Annotated in this window: 20 protein-coding genes; 4 read left to right on the top strand and 16 right to left on the bottom strand. The window is 69.0% G+C overall.

Annotated elements, in window-relative coordinates:
• Positions 1-206: 206 nt before the first annotated feature.
• The gene (locus ACIQ7M_RS09650) at positions 207-968 is read left to right on the top strand and encodes a hypothetical protein (RefSeq protein ID WP_403641782.1); all 762 of its coding nucleotides are present in this window, start codon (positions 207-209) and stop codon (positions 966-968) included.
• Positions 969-1,356: 388 nt separating this feature from the next.
• Here ACIQ7M_RS09650 and ACIQ7M_RS09645 read toward each other — a convergent pair whose 3' ends face one another.
• Positions 1,357-2,538, bottom strand: coding sequence for an APC family permease (locus ACIQ7M_RS09645; protein ID WP_403642227.1), 1,182 nt, complete (start codon positions 2,536-2,538; stop codon positions 1,357-1,359).
• A gap of 456 nt (positions 2,539-2,994) precedes the next feature.
• Between ACIQ7M_RS09645 and ACIQ7M_RS09640 the strand changes: the two genes are divergently transcribed.
• Complete coding sequence (locus tag ACIQ7M_RS09640) at positions 2,995-3,168, top strand: hypothetical protein (protein ID WP_403641779.1); 174 nt, start codon at positions 2,995-2,997, stop codon at positions 3,166-3,168.
• Positions 3,169-3,328: 160 nt separating this feature from the next.
• On the opposite strand, the gene ACIQ7M_RS09635 is transcribed toward ACIQ7M_RS09640, so the two are convergent.
• Positions 3,329-3,682 (bottom strand): DUF1330 domain-containing protein, encoded by a 354-nt coding sequence (locus ACIQ7M_RS09635; RefSeq protein WP_355773008.1) that lies wholly within the window; start codon positions 3,680-3,682, stop codon positions 3,329-3,331.
• Positions 3,683-4,016: 334 nt separating this feature from the next.
• Between ACIQ7M_RS09635 and ACIQ7M_RS09630 the strand changes: the two genes are divergently transcribed.
• The gene (locus ACIQ7M_RS09630; RefSeq protein WP_403641776.1) at positions 4,017-4,487 is read left to right on the top strand and encodes a VOC family protein; all 471 of its coding nucleotides are present in this window, start codon (positions 4,017-4,019) and stop codon (positions 4,485-4,487) included.
• Positions 4,488-4,884: 397 nt separating this feature from the next.
• Here ACIQ7M_RS09630 and ACIQ7M_RS09625 read toward each other — a convergent pair whose 3' ends face one another.
• Positions 4,885-5,391, bottom strand: a complete 507-nt coding sequence (locus ACIQ7M_RS09625) for a hypothetical protein (RefSeq protein WP_403641773.1) — start codon at positions 5,389-5,391, stop codon at positions 4,885-4,887.
• Positions 5,392-5,660: 269 nt separating this feature from the next.
• On the opposite strand from ACIQ7M_RS09625, the gene ACIQ7M_RS09620 reads away from it, so the two are divergent.
• A complete protein-coding gene (locus tag ACIQ7M_RS09620; RefSeq protein WP_403641770.1) occupies positions 5,661-6,341 on the top strand; it encodes a DUF4328 domain-containing protein in 681 nt (226 codons plus the stop codon).
• 183 nt (positions 6,342-6,524) lie between these two features.
• On the opposite strand, the gene ACIQ7M_RS09615 is transcribed toward ACIQ7M_RS09620, so the two are convergent.
• The 13 genes from ACIQ7M_RS09615 to ACIQ7M_RS09555 all read right to left on the bottom strand — a co-directional run bounded on the left by ACIQ7M_RS09615 (position 6,525) and on the right by ACIQ7M_RS09555 (position 23,240).
• Positions 6,525-7,364, bottom strand: coding sequence for an RNA polymerase sigma factor SigF (locus ACIQ7M_RS09615; protein ID WP_355770195.1), 840 nt, complete (start codon positions 7,362-7,364; stop codon positions 6,525-6,527).
• 455 nt (positions 7,365-7,819) lie between these two features.
• Complete coding sequence (locus ACIQ7M_RS09610) at positions 7,820-8,560, bottom strand: hypothetical protein (RefSeq protein WP_403641767.1); 741 nt, start codon at positions 8,558-8,560, stop codon at positions 7,820-7,822.
• Positions 8,561-9,065: 505 nt separating this feature from the next.
• Positions 9,066-9,485, bottom strand: coding sequence for a hypothetical protein (locus ACIQ7M_RS09605; RefSeq protein WP_403641764.1), 420 nt, complete (start codon positions 9,483-9,485; stop codon positions 9,066-9,068).
• A gap of 465 nt (positions 9,486-9,950) precedes the next feature.
• Positions 9,951-11,921, bottom strand: a complete 1,971-nt coding sequence (locus tag ACIQ7M_RS09600) for a TIGR03960 family B12-binding radical SAM protein (RefSeq protein WP_355770183.1) — start codon at positions 11,919-11,921, stop codon at positions 9,951-9,953.
• Positions 11,922-12,123: 202 nt separating this feature from the next.
• A complete protein-coding gene (locus ACIQ7M_RS09595; protein WP_403641760.1) occupies positions 12,124-13,635 on the bottom strand; it encodes a CHAD domain-containing protein in 1,512 nt (503 codons plus the stop codon).
• A 163-nt stretch (positions 13,636-13,798) separates the two neighbouring features.
• Complete coding sequence (gene rodA / locus ACIQ7M_RS09590; protein ID WP_355770177.1) at positions 13,799-14,995, bottom strand: rod shape-determining protein RodA; 1,197 nt, start codon at positions 14,993-14,995, stop codon at positions 13,799-13,801.
• A gap of 34 nt (positions 14,996-15,029) precedes the next feature.
• Complete coding sequence (gene mrdA, locus ACIQ7M_RS09585) at positions 15,030-17,288, bottom strand: penicillin-binding protein 2 (protein WP_403641757.1); 2,259 nt, start codon at positions 17,286-17,288, stop codon at positions 15,030-15,032.
• A 137-nt stretch (positions 17,289-17,425) separates the two neighbouring features.
• A complete protein-coding gene (gene mreD / locus ACIQ7M_RS09580) occupies positions 17,426-18,097 on the bottom strand; it encodes a rod shape-determining protein MreD (protein ID WP_389838909.1) in 672 nt (223 codons plus the stop codon).
• A gap of 19 nt (positions 18,098-18,116) precedes the next feature.
• Complete coding sequence (mreC, locus tag ACIQ7M_RS09575) at positions 18,117-19,055, bottom strand: rod shape-determining protein MreC (RefSeq protein ID WP_355770168.1); 939 nt, start codon at positions 19,053-19,055, stop codon at positions 18,117-18,119.
• 217 nt (positions 19,056-19,272) lie between these two features.
• Positions 19,273-20,292 (bottom strand): rod shape-determining protein, encoded by a 1,020-nt coding sequence (locus tag ACIQ7M_RS09570; RefSeq protein ID WP_339129341.1) that lies wholly within the window; start codon positions 20,290-20,292, stop codon positions 19,273-19,275.
• 440 nt (positions 20,293-20,732) lie between these two features.
• Positions 20,733-21,146, bottom strand: a complete 414-nt coding sequence (gene ndk / locus ACIQ7M_RS09565; protein ID WP_045557536.1) for a nucleoside-diphosphate kinase — start codon at positions 21,144-21,146, stop codon at positions 20,733-20,735.
• Positions 21,147-21,333: 187 nt separating this feature from the next.
• Complete coding sequence (locus tag ACIQ7M_RS09560; protein ID WP_355776122.1) at positions 21,334-21,699, bottom strand: DUF4233 domain-containing protein; 366 nt, start codon at positions 21,697-21,699, stop codon at positions 21,334-21,336.
• 5 nt (positions 21,700-21,704) lie between these two features.
• On the bottom strand, positions 21,705-23,240 hold the full coding sequence (locus ACIQ7M_RS09555) for a folylpolyglutamate synthase/dihydrofolate synthase family protein (protein WP_355776124.1): 1,536 nt from the start codon (positions 23,238-23,240) through the stop codon (positions 21,705-21,707).
• Between the last annotated feature and the right edge of the window lie 39 nt (positions 23,241-23,279).

Raw genomic sequence — 23,279 nt, 5'->3', positions numbered from 1 at the left:
GTTCACGGCCCCGATCGGGCGCAGCAAGTCCAACTTCGAACTACCGGCTGACAGTTGAGCAAGATCCATCAGTCGGCCTCTAATTGGGCTGATTTGATGATATGTATGGCGCGTTTCCATGGAATGCGCCGGTCCGACCGGCGTCCACGGGTCAAGCTCGCGATCGGCTTCAGGGAAATCCACCGACCGTCAAGGAGCACCCCCGTATGAATCCTGAGTCCCGGACCGCCCGCCTGCTGGGCCCGCCGGCCCGCGGCCGGTTCAAGAAGGCGGGTGTGGTCACCTCGCTGGCGCTGGTGATGGCGTCGGGAGTGGTCGGCCCCGCGACACCGGCGGACCTGACCGCGTCCGGTCGTACGGGCGCCGCCCCGGACGGCGGATGCCGACCTCGCCACCTGGACGACCGGGCCCCGGCGGGCGGACGTCCCGAGGACGGGAGAGGGTGTCGAGGCCCCCGGGGCCCGCGAGGCGAGACCGGGCCCGCCGGACCCCAGGGCCTGCCCGGCCCGACCGGCCCGACCGGCGCGACCGGCCCCCAGGGTGAGATCGGCCCGACGGGACCGACCGGCCCGTGCGTCGGGATCGACGCCGCGCAGGAATCGGAGGAGTTCGAGATCCGTCTCGCGCTGATCGGCGGACGGACGTACGCGGGCATCCGCGACCAGCGGGCCGGTGAGAAGCAGACCTTCCTGTGGACCGATCTCACCGCCCGTCCCGACTATCCAGCGGGCGGCGCGGCCGGGCTGCCCTGCGACGTCACCGTCAACGCGCACAACCGGTCCACCACGGTGAAGCGCATCAAGTTCGACATCGTCACCACCACGGGCCAGATCTGGGAGGCGGCCTGCGTCGCGTTCACCACCACCCACCCCGCGACCCTGAACTGCGCCGACCGCACGGGCGGTCCCAAGCCCTGGATCCTGGTCTCCCGCCAGCCGGTGGCCGACGCCCTCAACGGCGGCGCGTGACCGGCCCGCGGAGGGGTGCCGAGGGGCCCCGCAAGTCGCGAGAATGTCCGGCCGGCATGACGAAGCCGCCCTCCCGGAGGTCCCGGGACGGGCGGCTCGGTCCAAGCGTTCAGAGATCCGAGTCGGTGGCGGCGACGTAGCGTCCTGGGCCGCTGGACGACACCGGCCGGGGCCGGCGGCGGGATTCGAACCCGCGTCGCTCTCTTGACAGGAGAAGTAGCCGCAACCTGCGCACCTGAACGAGCCCAACCGTAGCGCCGGCCAACGATTCGGTCATACGAATATGAGCGGGCCGCTTCCGGCGCCTCACGACCACCGTGCTGTCGCCGACCCCGGTTCCTCCGGGAGTTGTCCGCCGACCGGTTGGCGGGACTTCCGGCGCTCCGCGCTACTCCACGTCGGTGCCCGAGGAGGAACCCGACACCCCGGGCTCGGTGTCCAGTGCCTGACGGTTGAACAGCAGCAGGCCGGCGAAGAACAGCCCGCCCGCCACGATCAGGCCCACGACGATCAGCGAGGGAACCAGTGCCTCGGACGGCGAGACCAGCACGACCAGGGACGCCACCGTCCAGACCAGGGCGCAGATCGCGACCGGCAGCTCGAACCGCCCCAGGTCGAAGGCGCCCTTGTTACGGTCCAGCCGGCGGCGCACCGCGAGATAGAGGACGATCGTCGCGCCGTAGACGAGCGCCGGAATGATCGTGCTCGCCGTGATGAGCTGAAGCAGCGCGTCGCCCGGCAGCGCGACCATCAGGGCGACGCCCACGACGAGGATCAGGACGCTCGCGGGGATCGGCGTACGGGTGCGCGGGTTGACCCGGCGCATCACCTGGTGGGCCGGGAACCGCCCGTCGCGCGCCATCGCGAAGACGATCCGCGAGCACGAGGCCATCACCACCGTTCCGGCGCCGAAGAACGCGATGGCGATCGCCGCCAGCAGCACTTTCTCCATCTCCGGCCCCAGCCGCTCACGCATGATCACCGCGACCGGGGACTCGCTCGCGGTGACCCCGGGGATGTCCTCGATCGCCACCGTGAGGCAGATCAGGAACGCCATCCCGAGCACACCGGCGGCGACGACGGACGCGACGATCGCGCGCGGAACACTGCGGAAGGGGTCCTTCGCCTCCTCGGCGAGATTCGCGGCGGAGTCGAAGCCCACGAGCGTGGCGAGACCCATGATCATCGCGATCATCAACCCGCCGCCGAGGTCGAAGTAGTGGGGGGCGTGCTCGGTGACGCCGCGTGAGGTGAGGTTGCCGAGGGAGCCTCGGCCGGTGACCGCGACGACGATGGCGAGTACGAGCGCCACGACCACGACCAAGGTCAGCTCCAGCCCGACCGCGGCCGAGTTGATCAGGCTGACGATGCGGGTGGACGCCACGACGATCACGGTCTGGATCAGCAGGATCACCAGCGTGATCACACGAGCGGTGCCCTCGTCCGGATCCATGCCGACGAGCGGCATGAGTGCCTGGCTCGCGAGCGCGTTGGCGATCGCCGCCACCGCGATCGCCAGGTAACAGAAGGTCAGCCAGCCGAATCCCCACCCGACCCTGGGGTTGGCCAGCCGCGAGGCCCACTGGTACGACGAACCGCTGAGCGCGATGCGCCCCGCGAGTTCGCGAGGCCCACTGGTACGACGAACCGCTGAGCGCGATGCGCCCCGCGAGTTGTGCCACCACCAACGCCACCAGCACCTGCCCCACCGTCGCGACGATCCACAGCCAGATCCCCACCGGGCCCGCGTTCTGGAGTACGTCGTCGTAGGTGGAGAAGATGCCGACCGCCACCGAGATGAACGCGAACGAGATCGCGAACACCTGAAATGATCCGAGCGTGCGTCTCAGCTCCGGCCGATAACCCCCGAGGACAGCGGAGTCCTCGGTTTCCTCGGAGCTCGGCGAAGCAGCTTCCACCACTTCGGTACCCGCCTTCCGTGTACGGCGGGCGCGCACCCGCCGGATCAGTGTTTTTCCCCCTGCCACCAGGGAACCCGGCGGTGAGATGTCGCGGAGGTGCTGCGATGAGTGCCGGAGAACGGGCCAGGGCGAAGGCCGAACAGATAGTCGGAAGGACCGTGCGGAAGGCGGCCCACGCGATGCACAAGGAAACCCTCGCGGCGAAAGGCGCGGCCCTTGAGACACGGGGCAGGATGCGCGGCGCGAAGGAACAGGCCAAGGGCGCCTTCAAGCGCTGACGGATCCCGGCGGGAGCCTGGCGTCGAGGGAGCCCGTGAGCCCCGTAGAACCCGTGAAACCCATGCGGAACTCCCTGTCCATGAATACCTGGGGTGACCCGTCGGAAAATCTACGGTCGGGGAATCGCACGGAGACGAATCGACATGCCCTCGCGTCGTATCAGTTGCGCTCCCCGGGTGTTTCTTTTCGGAGTTTCTCCGCGCGTTCGCGAGGGTCGTACCCGGGGCCGACGCCCTCGACCAGTACGAGGTCTCCGTCGATGTGGTCGGCGCGCAACCTCAGGATTTCCTGATATTCGGGAGACTCGTACCAGGCGCGGGCCTCTGCCATGCCGGGGAACTCGATCAGCACCATGCTGCCCGGCCAGTCGCCCTCCACGACCACCGCGGGCGGGCCGTGGATCAGGAAACGGCCGTGGAACGGGTCGAGGGTTCCCTGGATCCTTGTGAGGTACTCCAGGATGTCCGGGTGGTGGCGGCGGTCGCGCAGGTGCGCGAACCCATATGCGGGCACGTTCGGCTCCTTCGTTCGGTCCGGCAGGAAGGTCGGGACGGAAGGAAGTTCATTCCGGAGCGGAGTTCATTCCGGAGCAGAGTGCGTTCCGGCACGGGGTTCGTTCCGGCGCGGAATCGTTCTGGCACGGGGTTCGTTCCGATTTCGCTCCGGCAGGAAATTCTTTCCGGTGGGACGACGCAAACGTAGCCAGGAGGGTCGCCCGCCGCGATTACCTCAGAGGTAACGGCGTCCGCCGCCCGTCCGACGATCGCGTGGGATCCACCGATGAGTTCCGCCGGCCGGCCCGGTCTACCCAGACGTACGCCGACGATCCACCGACTGGAGAGCCACCATGACGACCCCCGCACACCCCGGCCGCATGCTGTTCGTCAACATGCCCGTGGCGAACCTCGAGCGCAGCAAGGCGTTCTTCGCCAAGCTCGGGTTCAGCTTCAACCCGAACTTCACCGACGAGACCGCCGCCTGCATGCTGGTCGGCGAGCACGCCTTCGTCATGCTGCTCACCCGCGAGAAGTTCGCGGAGTTCGCGAAACTGCCGATGGCCGATCCCACCACCCACACGCTGGCGCTGTACTGCTTCAGCGCCTCGTCCCGTGACGAGGTCGACGCGGTCAGCGCCGCCGCGCTCTCGGCGGGCGGCACCGAGGTGGACGGCGCCGAGGACTACGGCTTCATGTACTCGCGCAGCTTCTACGACCTCGACGGCCACGGCTGGCAGGTCATGTGGATGGACCCGGCAGCGGCGGAGCAGGGCCCCGAGGCGTTCGCGGCCTCCACGCAGGACGCCGGGACCTCGGCCTGACCCACCGCGTTCCGCGTGCGCGCCGCCGTCGTGGCCGCCGCCCGCCGACCCGAGAAGCCCCCACTCGCACGGGGGGCTTCTCGGGTCGGCCGCCCTTCTCAGGGACCTTCCGCATCCTGATCAACTCCGCAGACGATCTGGAAGCCGTCGGGGAGGCGTCCGACACCGGGCTGCCGGACCGGATCAGCTCCCTCACCGCACGCGAACGAGAAGTGATGATCATGGCCGACCCAACTCGTCGCCGCCTATCAGTCAGGACTCGTCAGTCCGGACCGCCCGCCGCGCCCTGACCCGTGGACACCGGCCGGAAGTCGTCGGCGTGCGGCCCTGACCAGCGTCGTCCGGAGCGGGCGTGGATACCAGGGCCCCCGGCTCGTGGCTCCAGCGAGAGCCCGTATCAGATGGTGTCCAGCTGCCAGGCGATCATGCCGGTCGATCCCTCAGCCCCGTCGACGTCGATGTGCACGCGCTCGCGCATCGTGATCCGTTGCCGGACCACCGACTGATCGCACGGCACCGTGGTCTTCGTACCGGCGCTCGCCGGTACGAAGGTCAACCGGGCGCTGCCACTGCCGAAGCAGACCACGTCGAGCCGGTACGTCCTGCCCTCGACCAGGGTGGGCTCGGTGTGGATCCCGTCGTTCACCCGCTCGACTCCGGCCTCGACCAGCTCCCCGCTGTGCACGGCGGCCAGGGCGGCCTGGGCCTGCTCGGTGAGCTTCTTCTCGGACGCCTCGTTCGTCGTCCGAGACCCGCCGGGCGCGGAGGGCGACGGCCGAGCGCCGGCACCTTTCCCCTCACCGCCGCCGGAGGCGCACGAGACGACCAGGAACACCGACGCCACCACGGCCCACACGGCCGAGTAGGACCGGGAACGCGAACGGGTCACGACGAGATCCCCCATGCGACAACCTTCCGGTGGACCGCCCCCTGGCGGTCGGGCACTGGGACACTACGGGAAGGTCACGCACGCGACAGTTGCATGATCAATCCTCTGAGGAGAACTTGAGAGTCCGACAACTCCACCAACTTCCTCGGCTTCCTCGGCTTCCTCGGCTTCGAAGCGATGTCACGAAGCCCAGATCGCTGAGGTCTCACTGGCTCGGTCCCGAGAGTTAAGATCCGCTGCCGGCCTGCGAGGGGCTCGAACGGGCGGCCCTCAGGAGGTGCGAAGTGGTCGGAACGGTCAGGTTGCCGCGCGGGCAGGCCTGGTTCGCCGTCGCCGCGCTCACCGCGTTCGCGCTGGTGACCGGCGCGGCCGGGCTGGTGGCATGGCACAAGTACCAACTGCTCGTAGGACCGACGACGCCCGGCCCGTACGTCGACAACCCGCTGGTCGAGGTCGACACGTACTTCAGGAACCTGACGGGCTGGCGAACCGGGCTGCTCCTCGTGGCCCTGCTTCAGTTCAGCATCTGGCTCGCCAACATGCGCGACGTCGCGGATGTGCTCTGGCGTCAGGGACAGCGTCGGCGCAGGGCGTGGCTGGTCTTCGGCTGGGTGATACCGGTGGCGCAGCTCTTCGTGCCCAAGATGTTCGTCAACGATCTGTGGGCTGCCGGCCAGCCGGCGTCGCAACGCCGCCGCGGACATCCCCTGCTCACGGCGTGGTGGCTGTCTGTCCTGGCCGCGGCGAATTCGTACGCGTTCAACGACGCCTCCGAGGACTTGAAGGAGGCGGTCACTCCGGACCAGGCACGTCACGCCCTGCGGCGGATCATCATGGGCGACGGTGTGTACATCTGCGCCGCCGCGCTGTCGATCGCCGTCCTCTGGCAGCTCGTTCTCCGGTTGGAGCGCGCCGCCGCGACAGTGCCCGCTGAAACCTGGGTGACGGGCCGGCCGGCGTCCTGAAGATCCCGGGCACGGGGATGCCCACGCGGTGCATCAGCGCGACGCTGACGGCTCCCGCGCTGACCAGCGCGATCATCGAACGCTTCATGGCCGGGGATCGTATGCGCCCAGGTGGGACCACTCGCCACCGGTACCACCTCGGCCCCGGACCCCCGACCGCGGAGACGGGGGCAACCGACGCGATCAGCCCGTGGTCGCCATGCCCTGGCGCAGCTTGGCGAGGGTGCGGGAGAGCAGGCGGGAGACATGCATCTGGGAGACGCCGAGGTGTTCACCGATCTGTGCCTGGGTGAGCTCGTCGACGAACCGCATGTGGATGATGCGGCGTTCACGCTCGTCCAGTTGTGCGATGAGCGGAGCGAGCGCGTGGAAGTCCTCGACGAGTTCGAGGGCGCTGTCCTCCGTGCCGATGAAGTCGGCCAGCGCACTCTCGCCGTCGTTGTCCGTGCTGATGGCCGCGTCGAGGGAACTGGAGTTGTAGCCGTTGGAGGCGAGGCGTGCCTCGTTGACTTCTTCCTCGGTCAGGCACATCAGCTGGGACAGTTCCTTGACCGTGGGGGTACGGCCGAGCCGGCTCCGCAGTTCCTCCGTGGCCTTGGCGAGCTGGACACGAGCCTCCTGCAGACGGCGGGGCACGTGCACGGCCCAGGAGGTGTCGCGGAAGAACCGCTTGATCTCGCCGACGATGTAAGGCACCGCGAAGGAGGTGAACTCGACCTCGCGGGTGAGTTCGAACCGGTCGATCGCCTTGATCAGTCCGATCGTGCCGACCTGGACGATGTCCTCCATCTCGTCCGCGCCGCGGCTACGGAAGCGGGCCGCGGCGAAGCGGACCAGCGAGATGTTCATCTCGATCAGCGTGTTGCGGGCGTACTGGTACTCCGCCGTGCCCTCTTCGAGAACGGCAAGCTGGTCGAAGAACAGCCTGGACATCTGACGTGCGTCCCGGGGAGCGACCTGAGAAGGGTCCGCTATCTCCGGCAGCGCCGTTGTCTGCGCCTCGGTCACCGCGGTCGCCGTCATGTCAGGCCCCTCCCCTATGTCGTAGCCCCTGTGCCGGCACCCTTGGCGCCGGTGTCAGTGCGCGTACCCGGGTTCGGGGAAGGCATGCCAGGCAATTTCCAGGAGGGACCCCGCGAAGCGAGCGAACGGCACTCGCGGCGCCGTCGGCCTCGGATGTGATCATGCCCGCCCGGAGAACTGTCCATCGGGGCGGGCTTGATGATCGCTGGATCTGCGGCGCGGGTCAGCGACGGCGCAGCATCATGACGACGGCGACAACGACGATGATCAGGACGACAGTACCCAGGCTTATGTACACGGACTTCTCTCTTCGTTCGAGGGGACGGCACCGATCGGTGCCGCAAGGTGCCGAGTGCCCGCGCCTACGCCACCTAGCCCCCCGAGGGGTAATCCCTTTGCCGGGTCGTGACCTGGCCCACACGACCCGGGCGCTCCGGGGCTGCCGGTCCGACGACTCAGGAGTGACAGGACAGGTCGAGGACGACGGCCTCGGCGTCGAGGTCGTCGAGATAGCGGTTGGCCTGCTCCCAGTAGCCGTCCGTCCCCCCGTCCAGCCACGTGCCGTCAAGGGTGACCAGGGCGAAGCCGGGCACGGCGGACCGGACCGCCCACAGCCGGGCTTCCTCATGTTCCTGCGCGAAGTAGGTGACCGGGTCGTTGAGCAGGAACGACATGTCGAAGTGCGGGTCTCCCGCGACGGCCCTCTGGGCCACGTCCTGCACCAGTGGCTGGGCCAGATGATCCTTCCTGGCGTCGGCCGGGGAGTACCCCTCGGGATCGGCCTCGTGGCGAGCGAGGAAGTCGGCGAACGGGCGGGCCGGCGGGTGTATCGCGGTCAGCCCGGTCCAAGCGGTGAGCAGGGCGTCATGCGCGCGCGCCGCTCGTTCCCGCATACCGTCGAAGTCGAGCAGACCCCGAGGCCCGCCGTGGCATTCCAGCGGTCCGAGAGCATCGAGCTTGGCCTTCCTGCGCGGCACGGTCGAGGCCGTGACGAGCCTGCGGTCACCGTCGTGCTGGGGCAACACGAGGTAGGCACTGCCCGGGCTGGAGTGGATGCCCCACCAGTCCCAGTGGCCGACCGGATTCCCTTCCGCGGTGAGGTTGGCGTCATAGGGCGCCATGGCGGCAGCTACAACCCGCGGGACCTTCCGGGGCGCGGTCGGCGGCAGACACACGGTGGCGTGGAACTTCGTCATGCCCGGAAGCGTAAGTCCTGGGATTTCACCCACTCATCCGACCGTCACCTCATCGGATCGTCGTCTCGGCGGACCGGCCACCGCGGCGGGCCACTCCGCAGCGTCAGGCCCACGAAGTCACGGGCCGTCAGACGTCAACGAGCCCCCCTCCCGTTGAGAAAGGGGGCTCGCGACACACAGTCACACACAAGCCGATACGACCCTCAGACCCACTCCCACCAGAGCCTCAGCCACCCGGTCGAGTGCGTCACCCACGTCAGTGGCTGTGACCACTCGCGGCCGGCGTCGAACCAGCGTTCTTGACCGTCAGAGGCAGCAACTTCTCGCCGGTCGGGCCGATTTGGATGCTCGTGTCCATCTGAGTGCAGCCAGGTGTCCACAACCGCGCCAAGCCCTGTCGACCACCGCTTCAGGAGCGAGGTGAGGCGGTCTACGGCGTGACCTGCGGAGTCCCAGCCTCGGTGCTTCCCCGCTCGGTGAGCACGCGAGGGGCACGGCCGTGGGATCAGCCGGGTCCAGAGAGAACCTTGATCGCAAAGGGGCGATAGTCATCGTCACTGTCCTCGGCGACGTATCCGAGCGCTTTCAACATGGACAGGATCGCTGACGCCATCCGTTCGTGAACGTGCCCCGCAGCCCGGATCACCGAATCGTTCGGCCTCCCACTCTGATGAGCCTCACGGCTCGCAAGACGGAGAGCAGGATGTACCGTCCAGTGGAGCCAGATCCCGCCCGCGGCATCGTCGAACGTGTCTACTTCGATTTCCAGCCCGCCAGCCGCCGTCTCCCAATCCGGCGCCTCACGGTTGTACATAGCTAGCCCGAATCGGCCCAGATCCTCCCCCACCGCCTCCGCGAGCTCCCGAAGACGGTTGGCCTCGCTTGGGGTGAGAGGTCGCAGCCCCCATTCGTTCTCATCGTTCACGGGGGCACCGTACAGCGGAGGCCGGCGAAGCAGCTTTGGCGCGAGTGATCATGGCCCCGTAAGCTTCCGGCGAGTCGGGCAACCTGTGGACCTGCCCGTCAAAGTACGACGTTGGGGCCATGATCTTCGAGGCTCGCGCCAAAGTGGCTGCCAATCGCGTAAGGCACAGTCCAGCGGCGAGCCTGTGGGCTCACGCGCCGACGAACGCCAACGAGCCCCCTTCCCACTCAGGAAAGGGGGCTCGCAGGTTCGTACAGTCACGCACAAGCCGGTGCAGGCCTCAGACCCACTCCACCTCGGAAACGATGCGCGGCGCAGCCTCAGGGGCCGGCAGCGGCGTCCGAAAGGACATCCACGGCTGACGGGCGAGGGAGCGGGACGCCCACCGTAGCCATCACCGCGGCCACCTCGTCCTCGCCAGCCCCCGCCAGCGCCTCAACCACCCGATCGAGTGCCCCGCTCACGTCAGTGAGAGTGACCGCTCGATGCCGGCGTCGAACCTGCGTTCTTGACCGTCAGCGGCAGCAACTTCTTGCCGGTGGGGCCGATTTGGATGCTCGTGTCCATCTGCGGACACACCCCGCAGTCGAAGCACGGGGTCCAGCGGCAGTCCTCGACCTCTGTCTCGTCGAGGGAGTCCTGCCAGTCCTCCCAGAGCCAGTCCTTGTCGAGGCCCGAGTCCAGGTGGTCCCAGGGCAGGACCTCCTCGTAGGTGCGCTCGCGGGTGGTGTACCAGTCGACGTCGACGCCGAAGGGGACGAGGGCCTTGTCGGCGCAGGCCATCCAGCGGTCGTACGAGAAGTGCTCGCGCCAGCCGTCGAAGCGGCCGCCGTCCTCGTAGACCGCGCGGATGACGGAGCCGATGCGGCGGTCGCCGCGTGAGAGCAGGCCCTCGACGATGCCGGGCTTGCCGTCGTGGTACCGGAAGCCGATCGAGCGCCCGTACTTCTTGTCGCCGCGGATCTTGTCGCGGAGCTTCGTGAGGCGGGCGTCCGTGTCCTCGGCGGAGAGCTGCGGCGCCCACTGGAAGGGGGTGTGCGGCTTGGGGACGAAACCGCCGATGGACACCGTGCAGCGGATGTCGTTCTGGCCGGAGACCTTGCGGCCCTCGGCGATCACGTTCATCGCCATGTCGGCGATCTGCATGACGTCCTCGTCCGTCTCCGTCGGCAGGCCGCACATGAAGTACAGCTTCACCTGGCGCCAGCCGTTGCCGTAGGCGGTGGAGACGGTCCGGATGAGGTCCTCTTCCGAGACCATCTTGTTGATGACCTTGCGCATGCGCTCGGAGCCGCCCTCGGGGGCGAAGGTCAGGCCCGAACGCCGGCCGTTGCGGGTCAGCTCGTTGGCCAGGTCGACGTTGAAGGCGTCCACGCGGGTCGAGGGGAGGGAGAGGCCGATCTTGTCTTCCTCGTAGCGGTCGGCCAGCCCCTTGGCGATGTCGCCGATCTCCGAGTGGTCTGCCGAGGAGAGGGACAGCAGGCCCACCTCCTCGAAGCCGGTCGCCTTCAGGCCCTTCTCGACCATCTCGCCGATGCCCGTGATGGACCGCTCGCGCACCGGGCGGGTGATCATGCCCGCCTGGCAGAAGCGGCAGCCGCGCGTACAGCCGCGGAAGATCTCCACGGACATGCGCTCGTGGACCGTCTCGGCCAGGGGGACGAGGGGCTGCTTCGGGTAGGGCCACTCGTCCAGGTCCATGACCGTGTGCTTGGACACGCGCCACGGGACGCCCGACTTGTTGGGCACGACACGGGCGATACGGCCGTCGGAGAGGTACTCGACGTCGTAGAACGCCGGGATGTAGACGTTGCCCGTCTTCGCCAGGCGGAAGAGGACCTCCTCGCGGCCACCGGGGCGGCCCTCCGCCTTCCAGGCGCGGATGATCTCCGTCATGTCGAGCACGGCCTGCTCGCCGTCACCGATGATCGCCGCGTCGATGAAGTCGGCGATCGGCTCGGGGTTGAAGGCCGCGTGGCCGCCCGCGAGGACGATCGGGTCGTCCAGCGTGCGGTTCTTCGACTCCAGCGGGATGCCCGCCAGGTCGAGGGCCGTGAGCATGTTGGTGTAGCCCAGCTCCGTGGAGAAGGACAGGCCGAACACGTCGAAGGCCTTCACCGGGCGGTGGCTGTCCACGGTGAACTGCGGGACCCGGTGCTCGCGCATCAGCTCCTCGAGGTCCGGCCAGACGCTGTACGTGCGCTCGGCGAGGACGCCCTCGCGCTCGTTCAGCACCTCGTACAGGATCATGACGCCCTGGTTGGGCAGGCCGACCTCGTACGCGTCGGGGTACATCAGGGCCCAGCGGACGTCACACGACTCCCAGGGCTTGACCGTGGAATTGAGCTCTCCGCCGACGTACTGGATCGGCTTCTGCACATGCGGGAGCAGAGCTTCGAGCTGTGGGAAGACCGACACGGCGGTTTCGGCAGGCATCTCGCGAACCTTCGTGAGCTGATGGTGGGGGTGACCATCTAGCGTAACGCGACCGGAGGGGCCCGCCGCACCTCCGGACGGGCACCGGGCCCCGATGGCCGCCCGGCACCCCCTCCCGCCTGCGGTGACGCCGGCGCGAGACCGCGGTCGGTCCGACGTCGGTCAGACGTCGGCCAGACGTCGGTCAGACGTCTGACCGCGGTCAGACCGCCGTCTGCGCCTCGATCGCCTCCCAGGCCCCCGGCAGGGACGCCTCGGCCGCCGCGGCACGCTGCTCCTCGCGGCCGTAGAGCACCCCGTACGTGAACGAGCTCTCCCTCGCCGCGTGGGCCAGTGCGGACAGTTCCCGCAGGGCTTCCCGGGTCATCACGCTGTCCTGGTGGTCGCCGAGGAGGCTCTGCAGCGACTTCATCGACTTGACCAGGCCGGCGGCGGGTCCGCCCAACGCCGGGGCCGCGGCCTCGGCGGCGTAGCGGGTGCGCTTGGCCTTCTTGCGGGCCTCGTGCATGGCGTGGTCGCGGTCGGCGCCCGGTGGCCGGTCGAGGGCCTGCTCGACGAGGTCGGAGACCTTTCCGAAGTCCTTGCGGACGGCCTTGGCGATCACCTTCGCGGGGTCGCCGCCGGCCGCCTTGAGCAGCGGTGGGTCGGTCACGAGCGCGTCGAGCGCGGTCAGCAGGGCCAGGTACCGCTTTCCGTCCAGGACGGCGATCAGGCGGCGTCGGGAGCCGCCGTGGCGGGCGTGTGCCCAGGTGCGCAGCCGGGTGCGGACGGGTCCGGAGAGCAGGGTGCGGGGCAGTTGGCCGAGGGATTCGGTGAGCCGCTCGGTGAGGACCTCCTGGTCGCGGTCGACGCCGAGCTCGCCGGCCAGCCATTTCAGCTCGTCGCCGATCGGGTCGGTGACGGCGCGGTCGAGGATCTTCCCGTACGAGCGGAAGGTGCTGCGCATCCGGCGGGTGGCGACGCGCATGCTGTGCACGGAGTCGGGGAGGTCGCGGCGGACGGCGGGATCGAGTTCGACGATGGCGTCGTACTGGGCGCGGAGGTAGCCGAGGACGTGGTCGCCCGCGGTGGCCGGGTCCTTCCGGGGGGCGGGCTTCTTGACGCGTTTGCCGGTCGTGTCGAGCGCCTTCGCGAGTTTGGAGGAGGCGGCGGAGCGGCTCAGGCCGGCCTTGCGGAGTTTCTTCTCGACCTTGTCGAGGAAGGCGGGGTCGCCGTCGTCGGCGAGTTCGACCTCGATCTCGGTCCACGCGGCGGTGCCTTTGCCGCCGCCGAGCCGCTCCGCGCGGACGCGGTCGAGGCTGACCTCGGCGAGCAGGGCGCCGGAGTCGTCGACGAGATGGCGGATGTCGCGGGCGGAGCGCAGGCGTACGAGGGGGACGAGTTCGGCGTCGCGTACGCGGGAGCGGACGAGTCCGGCGATGGCGCGGGGCACGGTGTCGGAGAGGGGGGCCTGGATCTCGTCGCGCACGCCCTCGGAGACGGGGAGTTTCAGGTGCCAGCCGGCGTCGTCGCCGCCGGTGCGGCGGCGCAGGGTGAGGGAGGCGGCGGCGAGACGCTGGTCGGGCGTGTCGTAGTAGGTGGCGTCGAGTTCGGCGACACCTTTGTCGACGACGCCCGCGACACCCGGGACTCCGGTCAGGTCGGGCATCTCGGTGCCGCCCTCGGCGGCCGGACCTTCGTACTTACGCTCGATCTCGCGCTTCGTGTCCGCCATGAACCGAATCTAGACGCGTTTGCGGGCCGTGGGCAGTACCCAATCGGCCCGGGTTGGCCGGAGCGCGCCTTTTCCCGTTGGGCCGGGTGTCACCTCGTGTTCTCCGAGGCGCCACCCGGCCTCCGGCCGAAGGGCCCGCTGCCACCGCCGCCGCGTCGCTCCGCTAGGCCGACATCGGGCGCTGCACCCTGATCGATTGCAAAAGGCCGATCGCGACCCAGACCGCGAACATGGAGGAGCCTCCATAGGACACGAACGGTAGGGGCAGACCGGCGACCGGCATGATCCCGAGGGTCATGCCGATGTTCTCGAAGGACTGGAACGCGAACCAGGCGATGATCCCGGCGGCGACGATCGTGCCGTACAGCTCGGTCGTCTCGCGGGCGATGCGGCAGGCGCGCCACAGGATGACGCCGAGGAGCAGCAGGATCAGGCCCGCGCCCACGAAGCCCAGTTCCTCGCCCGCGACGGTGAAGACGAAGTCCGTCTGCTGTTCGGGGACGAACTGGCCGGTCGTCTGCGAGCCGTGGCCGAGGCCGGTGCCGAAGAGGCCGCCGGAACCGATGGCGATGCGGGCCTGGTTGGTGTTGTAGCCGACGCCCGCCGGGTCGAGGTCGGGGTTGGCGAAGGCCGCGAAGCGGTTGATCTGGTACTCGTCGAGGACGTGCAGCCGCCAGGCGGCGACCGCGCCGAGGGCGCCCGCGCCGATGAGGCCGAACACCCAGCGGTTGGAGGCGCCGGAGGAGAGCAGCACGCCGAGCACGATGACGACCGCGACCATGATCGTGCCGAGGTCGGGCATGAGCAGCACGATCAGCATCGGGACGGCCGCGAGCCCCAGCGCCTGCACCACCGTGCGGTGGTCCGGGTACTGCTTGTCGCCCGCGTCGACCCGTGTGGCCAGCAGCATCGCCATGCCCAGGATGATCGTGATCTTGATGAACTCGGCGGGCTGGAGCGACAGTCCGCCGGCGACGAGCCAGTTGCGCTGGCCGTTGATCGTCGCGCCGAGCGGGGTCAGCACGAGCAGGATCATGAAGACCGACATGCCGTACAGGATCGGCACGGCCGTGCGCAGGGTGCGGTGGCCGAGCCAGATCGTGCCGATCATCAGGCCGAAGCCGATGCCGGTGTTCATCATGTGGCGGAGCAGGAAGTAGTACGGGTCGCCCTGGTTGATCTCGGTGCGGTTGCGGGTCGCCGAGTAGACGAGGGCCGAGCCGATCGCCGAGAGCGCGACGGCCGACAGCAGTATCGGCCAGTCGAGCCTCCGGGCGAGCGAGTCGCGGGCGAGCAGGCGGGTCCAGCCCGCGCGCTCGGGTCCGTACCGGGAGACGGAGAAGTTGTTGGCTCCGGTCATGTCAGGATCCTCAGTACCTTGGTCGCCGCCCTCGTCATGTCAGGATCCTCTTCCCCCGCCCCTTCGGCGGGCGGGCCGTACGCCGTCGGGTGACACGGTTGCCGCCGGTGGGCGAGGCGGTGGTACCGGCGGGCAGGTTCGGGTCGGGGGTGGCGTCCTTGGGGGCCTGGCTGGCCTGCTGGTCCTTGGCCGGGTCCTTGGTGATACGGCCGGACTCGATCGTGCCGTCGGTCTGGACCTTCGGCAGGCCCTTCTGCGGGGTCGGCAGGAGGCCGTTCTTCTTGTTGATGGTGCCGTCGGCGGAGACGCCGTAGAGCGCGTTGTAGATCTTGCGCACGGCCTCACCGGACGCTCCCGAACCCGTACCGGCCTGGGAGATCGTCATGATGATCGTGTAGTCCTTGGAGTACGTGGCGAGCCAGGACGTCGTCTGCTTGCCGTAGACCTCCGCGGTACCGGTCTTGGCGTGCAGCGGGATCTTGTCCTGCGGCCAGCCGCCGAACTTCCAGGCCGCGGTACCGCGGGTGACGACGCCCGCGAAGGCCTCGTTCATGCCCTTGAGCGTGGCCTTGCTGACCGGCAGCTTTCCGTTGGCCTTCGGCTTGATCTCCTGGACCGTCTTGCCGTCGGCGCTGACGATCGCCTTGCCGATGGTCGGCTCGTACAGGGTGCCGCCGTTGGAGACCGCGGAGTAGATGGCGGCTTCCTGGATGGGCGTGACGAGGGTGTCACCCTGGCCGATGGAGTAGTTGATCGAGTCGCCCTCGCGCATCTTGTTGCCTTCGAGGCAGTTCTCGTACTCGATCCGCTGGACGTAGCTGCCGTTCTTCTTGCCGGTCTTGCACCAGGCGTCCTTGTTGGCCTTCCAGTAGTTCAGCTTCCAGTCGCGGTCCGGGACGCGGCCGGTGACCTCGTTGGGGAGGTCGATGCCGGTCGTCTGGCCGAGTCCGAACTGGTGGGCTGTCTTGTAGAAGTAGTCCTTGGGCTTCTTCTTCGGGTTGATCCCGCCGTCCTTCTTCCACTCGTTGTCGGCGAGTCCGTAGAAGACGGTGTCGCAGGAGACCTCCAGCGCCCGGCCGAGGGAGATCGGGCCGAAGCTCTCTCCCTCGAAGTTCTTGAAGACCTGGCTGCCGACGGAGTACGAGCTGGTGCACGGGTAGTGCCCGTCGAAGGCGTATCCGGCCTGGACCGCGGCGGCGGTGGAGACCACCTTGAACGTCGATCCGGGCGCCGACTGACCCTGTATGGCGCGGTTCAGGAGCGGGTAGTTGGACTTCTTGCCGGTGAGCGCGGTGTAGTCCTTGCCGGAGATGCCGCCGACCCAGGCGTTCGGGTCGTACGTCGGCTGGGACGCCATGGCGACGACACGGCCGGTCTTGGCCTCCATGACCACGACGGCGCCGGAGTCAGCCTTGTAGTTCTCGCCGGTGATCTTGTCGAACTGGGTCCGGGCGACCTTCATCGCGTAGTCCAGCTCGTACTCGGCGACGCGCTGGACGCGGGCGTCGATGCTGGTGACGAGGTTGGCCCCGGGTTCGGCCTTGTCGCTCTTGGCCTTGCCGATGACCCGGCCGAGGTTGTCGACCTCGTAGCGGGTGACACCGGCCTTGCCGCGCAGTGCCTTGTCGTACTGGCGCTCCAGCCCGGAGCGGCCGACCTGGTCGGAGCGCAGGTAGGGCGAGTCGGTGTCCTTGGCCTTGGTGATCTCGTCGTCGGTGACGGGCGAGAGGTAGCCGAGCACCTGCGCGGTGTTGGCCTTGCCGGGGGCCGCGTAACGGCGCACGGCCTCCGGCTCGGCGGTGATACCGGGGAAGTCCTCGGAGCGCTCACGGATCTGCAGGGCCTGGCGCGCGGTGGCCTTGTCGGTGATGGGGATCGGCTGGTAGGGCGAGCCGTTCCAGCACGGCTGCGGCGTCTTGGCGTCGCAGAGGCGGACCTTCTGGATGACGTCCTCGGGCTTGAGGCCGAGCACGCCGGCGAGCTTGGTGAGGACGGCCTTCCCGTCGTCCGCCATCTTCATCAGGTCCGTACGCGAGGCGGAGACCACGAGGCGGGTCTCGTTGTCGGCGATCGGCACGCCCCGCGCGTCGAGGATCGAGCCGCGCACGGCGGGCTGGACGACCTGCTGGACGTGGTTGCCGGAGGCTTCCTTGGCGTACTCGTTGCCGTTGCGGATCTGGAGGAACCAGAGGCGTCCGCCCAGGGTGCCGAGGAGGGAGAGTACGAGAATCTGGATGACGACGAGCCGGATCTGGACCCGTGGGGTCCGCCCGGTCTCCGGGATGTTGGTCACTGCTGCCTCCCCCTCTCAGTGTGTGTACGAGTCATACGAGTACACGGCGAACCTGTGCGTGGTGACATCGAGGCCGGTCAAGTCCCGTGACGTCCGGGACGCTTGGGCCGGCCGGCGGACGGGCCGCGTCGCTGTCGTCACAGCCGCTTGACCCCCTTGATGCGTCCGGCGCGGGCGACCCGCGCCTTGGCCGCCTTCACGCGCAGTCCGCCGCGCTGGCTGCCGATGCGCAGGCCGGTGCCGGAGGACAGCCAGCCCGATGCGACGTCGGACGCCTTGGAGGCCGAACCGCCGTCGGCGAGCGGATCGTTCTCGGCCCGCCGGGCCAGCGCCATCAGCACCGGCACGACGAAGGGCGCGAGCAGCAGGTCGTAGAGGGCGGCCGTGATGAGCAGGCTGCTGAGGCCCACATGGCGGGCGGCGGTGTCGCCGACGAGGGCGCCGACGCCCGCGTAGAGCACGGTGGAGCCGATCGCGGCGGCGACGACCACGGCCATGGGCCCGGTGGCCGACTTGAGTCTGCCGTTCTCGGGCTTGGCGAGGCCGGCGAGATAGCCGACGACGCAGAGCACGAGGGCGTAGCGTCCGGCGGCGTGGTCGGCGGGCGGGGCGAGGTCGGAGAGCAGACCCGCGCCGAAGCCGATGAGCGCGCCGCCGACATGGCCGTACACCAGGGCGAGGGCGAGCACGGTCAGCAGCACCAGGTCGGGTACGGCGCCCGGGAGGTGGAGTCGGGCGAGAACGCTCACCTGGATCACCAGGGCGACGACCACCAGGGTGACGGAGAGCAGCATCCGGTTGAAACGCATGGGATTCGGCTCCTCCTGTTTACTGCTGCTGGCCGAGGTCGGGGGCGCTCGCCGAGGGGGTGACCGTCACGGTCACGGTCGGCGTGGGCGTCGGTCTGGGTTTCGGGGGCAGCACGGTGTCGCGCGGGTCGCTCTTGGGTGCCGCGACGACCACGCCGACGATGTCGAGCTTGGTGAACGAGACGAACGGCGTCACGTAGATCGTGCGGGTGAGGTCGCCGCCGGAGGGGTCGACCCGGGAGACGACGCCGACGGGGACGCCGGGCACGAACGGCTTGTCGGACTGCGAGCCGAAGGTGACCAGCCGGTCGCCCTTCTTGATCCTCGCCTTGGCGTTGAGGAGTTCGACGCGCAGCGGGCGGTCGCCCTGTCCGGAGGCGAAGCCGAGTTCGTCGGTGGACTCCATGCGCGTGCCGACGGTGAAGTCGGGGTCGTTGGCGAGGAGCACGGTCGCGGTGTCGGGGCCGACGGTGGTGACCCGGCCGACCAGTCCGTCGCCGTTCAGGACGGTCATGTCGCGCTGGATGCCGTCGTTGGCGCCGACGTCGATGGTGACGGTCCAGGAGAAGCCCTGGGCCGCCCCTATGGCGATCACCTCGGCGCCCTTGATGCCGTACTGGCCCTCGCCGGCCACCTTGATCATCCTGTCGAGCTGCTTGAGGCGGCTGCGGTTGCGGTCGTCGCTGCCGAGCTTCGCCTTCAACGCCGCGTTGTCGTGCTCCAGTTGGGCGATGCGGCTGTGCCGTCCGCCCGAGTCGCGGACCGCGGAGATCGCGTTGCCGACGGGGTCGACCGCGGACGACACCCCGTTCTCGATCGGGCCGAAGACCGTCGCGGCGGCCTGGCGGGCGCCGTCGACCGGTGAGTCCTGCCCGCCGCGGATGTCCACCGTGATCAGTGCGAACGCGATGGCGATCAGCAGCACCAGGAGCAGCCGGCTCTCTCGTGTGTCCCTCACGTGCGGCGGCCGTGCCTTCCTCGTCGTATTGGGTCAACAGGGGCGCGCCCTGGGCGAAAAGGATGCCCACGGTGCGATGAGGCTGGGGTGGGGGGGTGAGACGGGGTGGCTGTTATGGGGGAGGTTATGACTCTATGTCGCAGGAGTTTATGCCTCCATACCAACGATCCGCCGCACGAGAACGGGTGATCTCGTACGGCGGAATCGAAGTGTTACGTCATCTGCGGGGCTGGGCGTCCAGAACCTGCTGGAGCGCCTCGAACTCCTCGACGCACTTGCCCGAGCCGAGCGCCACGCTGTCGAGCGGGTCCTCGGCGATGTGGATCGGCATGCCGGTCTCGCGGCGCAGCCGCTCGTCCAGGCCGCGCAGCAGGGCCCCGCCGCCGGTGAGGACGATGCCCCGGTCCATCACGTCGCCGGAGAGCTCGGGCGGACACTTGTCGAGCGTCGTCTTCACGGCGTCGATGATCGCGTTGACCGGCTCCTCGATCGCCTTGCGGACCTCCGCGGCGGAGATGACGACCGTCTTGGGCAGACCGGAGACCAGGTCCCGGCCGCGGATTTCGGTGTGTTCGTCATTGTCGAGGTCGTACGCGGAACCGATCGTGATCTTGATCTGCTCGGCCGTCCGCTCACCGAGAAGGAGGCTGTACTCCTTCTTGATGTGCTGGATGATCGCGTTGTCCAGCTCGTCGCCCGCGACGCGGATGGACTGGGCGGTGACGATGCCGCCGAGCGAGATGACCGCGACCTCCGTGGTGCCGCCGCCGATGTCCACCACCATGTTGCCCGTGGCCTCGTGGACCGGCAGGCCGGCGCCGATGGCCGCGGCCATGGGCTCCTCGATGATGTGCACCTGGCGGGCGCCGGCCTGGGACGACGCCTCGATGACGGCACGGCGCTCGACGCCCGTGATGCCGGAGGGCACGCAGACGACGACACGGGGGCGGGCGAGGTAGCGCCGCTTGTGGATCTTCAGGATGAAGTAGCGGAGCATGCGCTCGGTGATCTCGAAGTCGGCGATGACGCCGTCCCTCAGCGGACGCACGGCAACGATGTTGCCCGGGGTCCGCCCGATCATCTTCTTGGCTTCCGCGCCCACCGCGAGGATCCCGCCGGTGTTGGTGTTGATCGCGACGACGGACGGCTCGTTGAGTACGATCCCTCGGCCCCTGACGTACACCAGCGTGTTGGCGGTCCCGAGGTCGACAGCCATGTCACGGCCGATGAACGACATTGAGTTCCCCATCAGGATTCGTCTGGCCTTCCCAAAGCGAACGTTGACGGCTTTTTAGGGACGGCGCGAGGTTGGTGCAGCGACGTGAACGCTTCCATCGTAGACGCGCCTGCACGAACACTGCGCGAGGGTCTTGGCCATTGTCGGCAGATGGCGGAGCGACTCGCTTGTGGAGACGGGCCATCGGGGTCACGCGTTCCCCCGATCAGCGCGCATATGCCACGGGACGGCCTGATTTTTCAGGGCCGTCCCAGGTCAGACTGTCGCAGCCGTGCTGACGCAGTCTCAGAAAATTCTTTGAAAATGTTCGACTCGGCGGGCTCCGGAGATCGTCCGGACGGCCTCGGCGAGGCCGCCCGCGGCCTCGGGCGCGACCGTCCGTACGCAGGACGGTGACCGTCCGTGCGCGCGGACGCGGCGCGGAGCCTTCGTCCGGACGCTCAGGCGCGGCCGGGGAAGAAGATCTTCACCTCGCGCTCGGCGGACTCCTCGGAGTCGGAGGCGTGGATCAGGTTCTCGCGCACGATCACGCCGTAGTCACCGCGGATGGAACCGGGGGCGGCGGCGATCGGGTCGGTCGGGCCGGCCAGGGCACGCACGCCCTCGATGACCCGCTCGCCCTCGACGATCAGGGCGACGACCGGGCCGGAGGCCATGAACGCCACCAGCGGCTCGTAGAAGGGCTTGCCCTTGTGCTCGCCGTAGTGCTGCTCGAGCGTGTCCTGGTCCAGGGTCCGCAGTTCCAGCGCGGTGATCTGCCAGCCGGCCTTGCGCTCGATGCGGCTGATGATCTCGCCGGTCAGGCCGCGACGGACGGCGTCGGGCTTGAGGAGGACGAGGGTGCGCTGGCTCACGGGAAAGCTCCTTCGGGTCACACGGGTGCGGATGACCGAGGCTACAGGGCGTGTCCGGGTCGCTGTCACACAGCGTCAGGTGATACGGGCCCACACCTCCGTCCGCCGGTACCGAGCGCCCACGCGCCCCACCGGCCGGGCCCCGGTGCCTGTCCGACTCGGACAGGCACCGGGGCTCGGAGACTGCCTAGGCCGGGTTGCCCTCCGGCTCGGCCTGCGCCTGCGCCTGCGCGGCGAACCTGGCCTTGGCCTCGTCGATCTTCCGGCCGTAGTGGACCGAGGCCCACCACAGGGCGGCGAAGGCGGCGCCCAGGACGAACATCGACGGCACGAAGAAGCCGCCGGCGATCAGCAGGATCTGCAGCGCCCAGCCGAGCTGGACACCGCCGGGCCGCGTGATCATGCCGCACAGCAGCACGCTCAGCGCCATCAGGACCCCGCAGACCGTCCAGACCGTGGCCGTGGACAGATCGGGGTCCTTCATGGCGACGAGCCCGGCGAAGCCGATGACGAAGACCTCGCCGATCAGAGTGGAAGCACAGAGCGTACGCACGAGAGTCAGCCCCTCCCCAGGAGCAGTCGGGCCTCGCCGACCGTGATGACGGAACCGGTGACCAGCACGCCCCCGCCCGCGTACTCGCCCTCTTCCTCGGCGAGCGTGATCGCGGCCTCCAGGGCGTCGTCCAGGCGCGGTTCGACCTGCACCCGGTCCTCGCCGAAGACCTCGACGGCGATCCCGGCGAGTTCGTCCGCGTCCATCGCGCGATGGCTGGAGTTCTGGGTGACGACGACCTCAGCGAAGATCGGCTCGAAGGCTTCGAGCACGCCCCGTACGTTCTTGTCGCCGCTCGCGCCGACGACGCCGATCAGCCGGCTGAAGTCGAAGACCTCGCTCACGGCCTCGGCGGTGGCGCGGGCGCCGGCGGGGTTGTGCGCGGCGTCGAGCACCACGGTGGGCGAGCGGCGCACGATCTCCAGGCGGCCGGGCGAGGTGACCGAGGCGAACGCCTTGCGCACGGTGTCGATGTCGAGCCGCTGGGCGTGGGCCGAGCCGACGCCGAAGAACGCCTCGACCGCGGCGAGCGCCACGGCGGCGTTGTGCGCCTGGTAGGCGCCGTGCAGCGGCAGGAAGACCTCTTCGTACTCCCCGCCGAGGCCGCGCAGCGTGAGGAGCTGCCCGCCGACCGCGATCTGCCGGGACACGACGCCGAATTCGAGGCCCTCGCGGGCCACCGTCGCGTCGACCTCGACGGCCTTCTTCAGCAGCACCTGGGCCGCGTCGACCGGCTGCTGGGCGAGGATGACGGTGGCGTCCTGCTTGACGATGCCGGCCTTCTCGGTGGCGATCTCGGCGTGCGTCTCGCCGAGCCGGTCGGTGTGGTCGAGGTCGATGGGGGTCACCACGGCGACGTCCCCGTCGATCACGTTCGTGGCGTCCCAGCTTCCGCCCATGCCGACCTCGACGACGGCGACGTCGACGGGCGCGTCGGCGAAGGCGGCGTACGCCATCGCGGTGAGCACCTCGAAGAAGGACAGCCGGTACTCCTGCTGCCCGTCGACCATCTCGACGTAGGGCTTGATGTCGTTGTACGTCTCCACGAAGCGCTCGGCGGCCATCGGCGCCCCGTCGAGGCTGATCCGCTCGGTGATCGACTGCACGTGGGGGCTGGTGTAGCGGCCGGTGCGCAGGTCGAACGCGCCGAGCAGGGCCTCGACCATACGGGCGGTGGAGGTCTTGCCGTTGGTGCCCGTGATGTGGATCGAGGGGTACGCGCGCTGCGGCTCCCCGAGGACGTCCATCAGCGCCGCGATCCGGGCGACGGACGGCTCCAGCTTCGTCTCGCCCCAGCGGGTGGCGAGTTCGGCCTCCACCTCGCGCAGCGCCTTGTCGATCTCGGGGTCGGAGGGCCTCACGGGGACGTCGGCCTGGTGACCGCCGGCGCCCTGGGTCCGCAGGGTGCGGCTGCCGGCCTCGATCACCGCGAGGTCGGGGTCGCGGTCGGTCTCTGCCTCGACGATCTCCTCGAAGAGACCGAGCGGATCACGCTCCGGGTCGTCGGACGCGCTGCTGTCGTGCGGGGGGAGGTCGCTCACGGTGCCAGTCTACGGAGGCCGCGGGGTGTGGGGGCGTGT

Source organism: Streptomyces sp. NPDC096324 (assembly GCF_044763015.1).
In the GTDB taxonomy this organism is placed as follows: domain Bacteria; phylum Actinomycetota; class Actinomycetes; order Streptomycetales; family Streptomycetaceae; genus Streptomyces.
The sequence above is the reverse complement of the archived record's forward strand: the minus strand, read 5'-3'. Positions and strand labels throughout refer to the sequence as shown.

What these genes read in the sequence shown, in the direction of transcription:
- ACIQ7M_RS09650 (WP_403641782.1), top strand. Translation starts at nt 207, where the DNA reads ATGAATCCTGAGTCCCGGACCGCCCGCCTGCTGGGCCCGCCGGCCCGC.
- ACIQ7M_RS09640 (WP_403641779.1), top strand. Translation starts at nt 2,995, where the DNA reads ATGAGTGCCGGAGAACGGGCCAGGGCGAAGGCCGAACAGATAGTCGGA.
- ACIQ7M_RS09630 (WP_403641776.1), top strand. Translation starts at nt 4,017, where the DNA reads ATGACGACCCCCGCACACCCCGGCCGCATGCTGTTCGTCAACATGCCC.
- ACIQ7M_RS09625 (WP_403641773.1), bottom strand. Translation starts at nt 5,391, where the DNA reads ATGGGGGATCTCGTCGTGACCCGTTCGCGTTCCCGGTCCTACTCGGCC.
- ACIQ7M_RS09615 (WP_355770195.1), bottom strand. Translation starts at nt 7,364, where the DNA reads ATGACGGCGACCGCGGTGACCGAGGCGCAGACAACGGCGCTGCCGGAG.
- ACIQ7M_RS09610 (WP_403641767.1), bottom strand. Translation starts at nt 8,560, where the DNA reads ATGACGAAGTTCCACGCCACCGTGTGTCTGCCGCCGACCGCGCCCCGG.
- ACIQ7M_RS09600 (WP_355770183.1), bottom strand. Translation starts at nt 11,921, where the DNA reads ATGCCTGCCGAAACCGCCGTGTCGGTCTTCCCACAGCTCGAAGCTCTG.
- ACIQ7M_RS09595 (WP_403641760.1), bottom strand. Translation starts at nt 13,635, where the DNA reads ATGGCGGACACGAAGCGCGAGATCGAGCGTAAGTACGAAGGTCCGGCC.
- rodA (WP_355770177.1), bottom strand. Translation starts at nt 14,995, where the DNA reads ATGACCGGAGCCAACAACTTCTCCGTCTCCCGGTACGGACCCGAGCGC.
- mreD (WP_389838909.1), bottom strand. Translation starts at nt 18,097, where the DNA reads ATGCGTTTCAACCGGATGCTGCTCTCCGTCACCCTGGTGGTCGTCGCC.
- ACIQ7M_RS09570 (WP_339129341.1), bottom strand. Translation starts at nt 20,292, where the DNA reads ATGTCGTTCATCGGCCGTGACATGGCTGTCGACCTCGGGACCGCCAAC.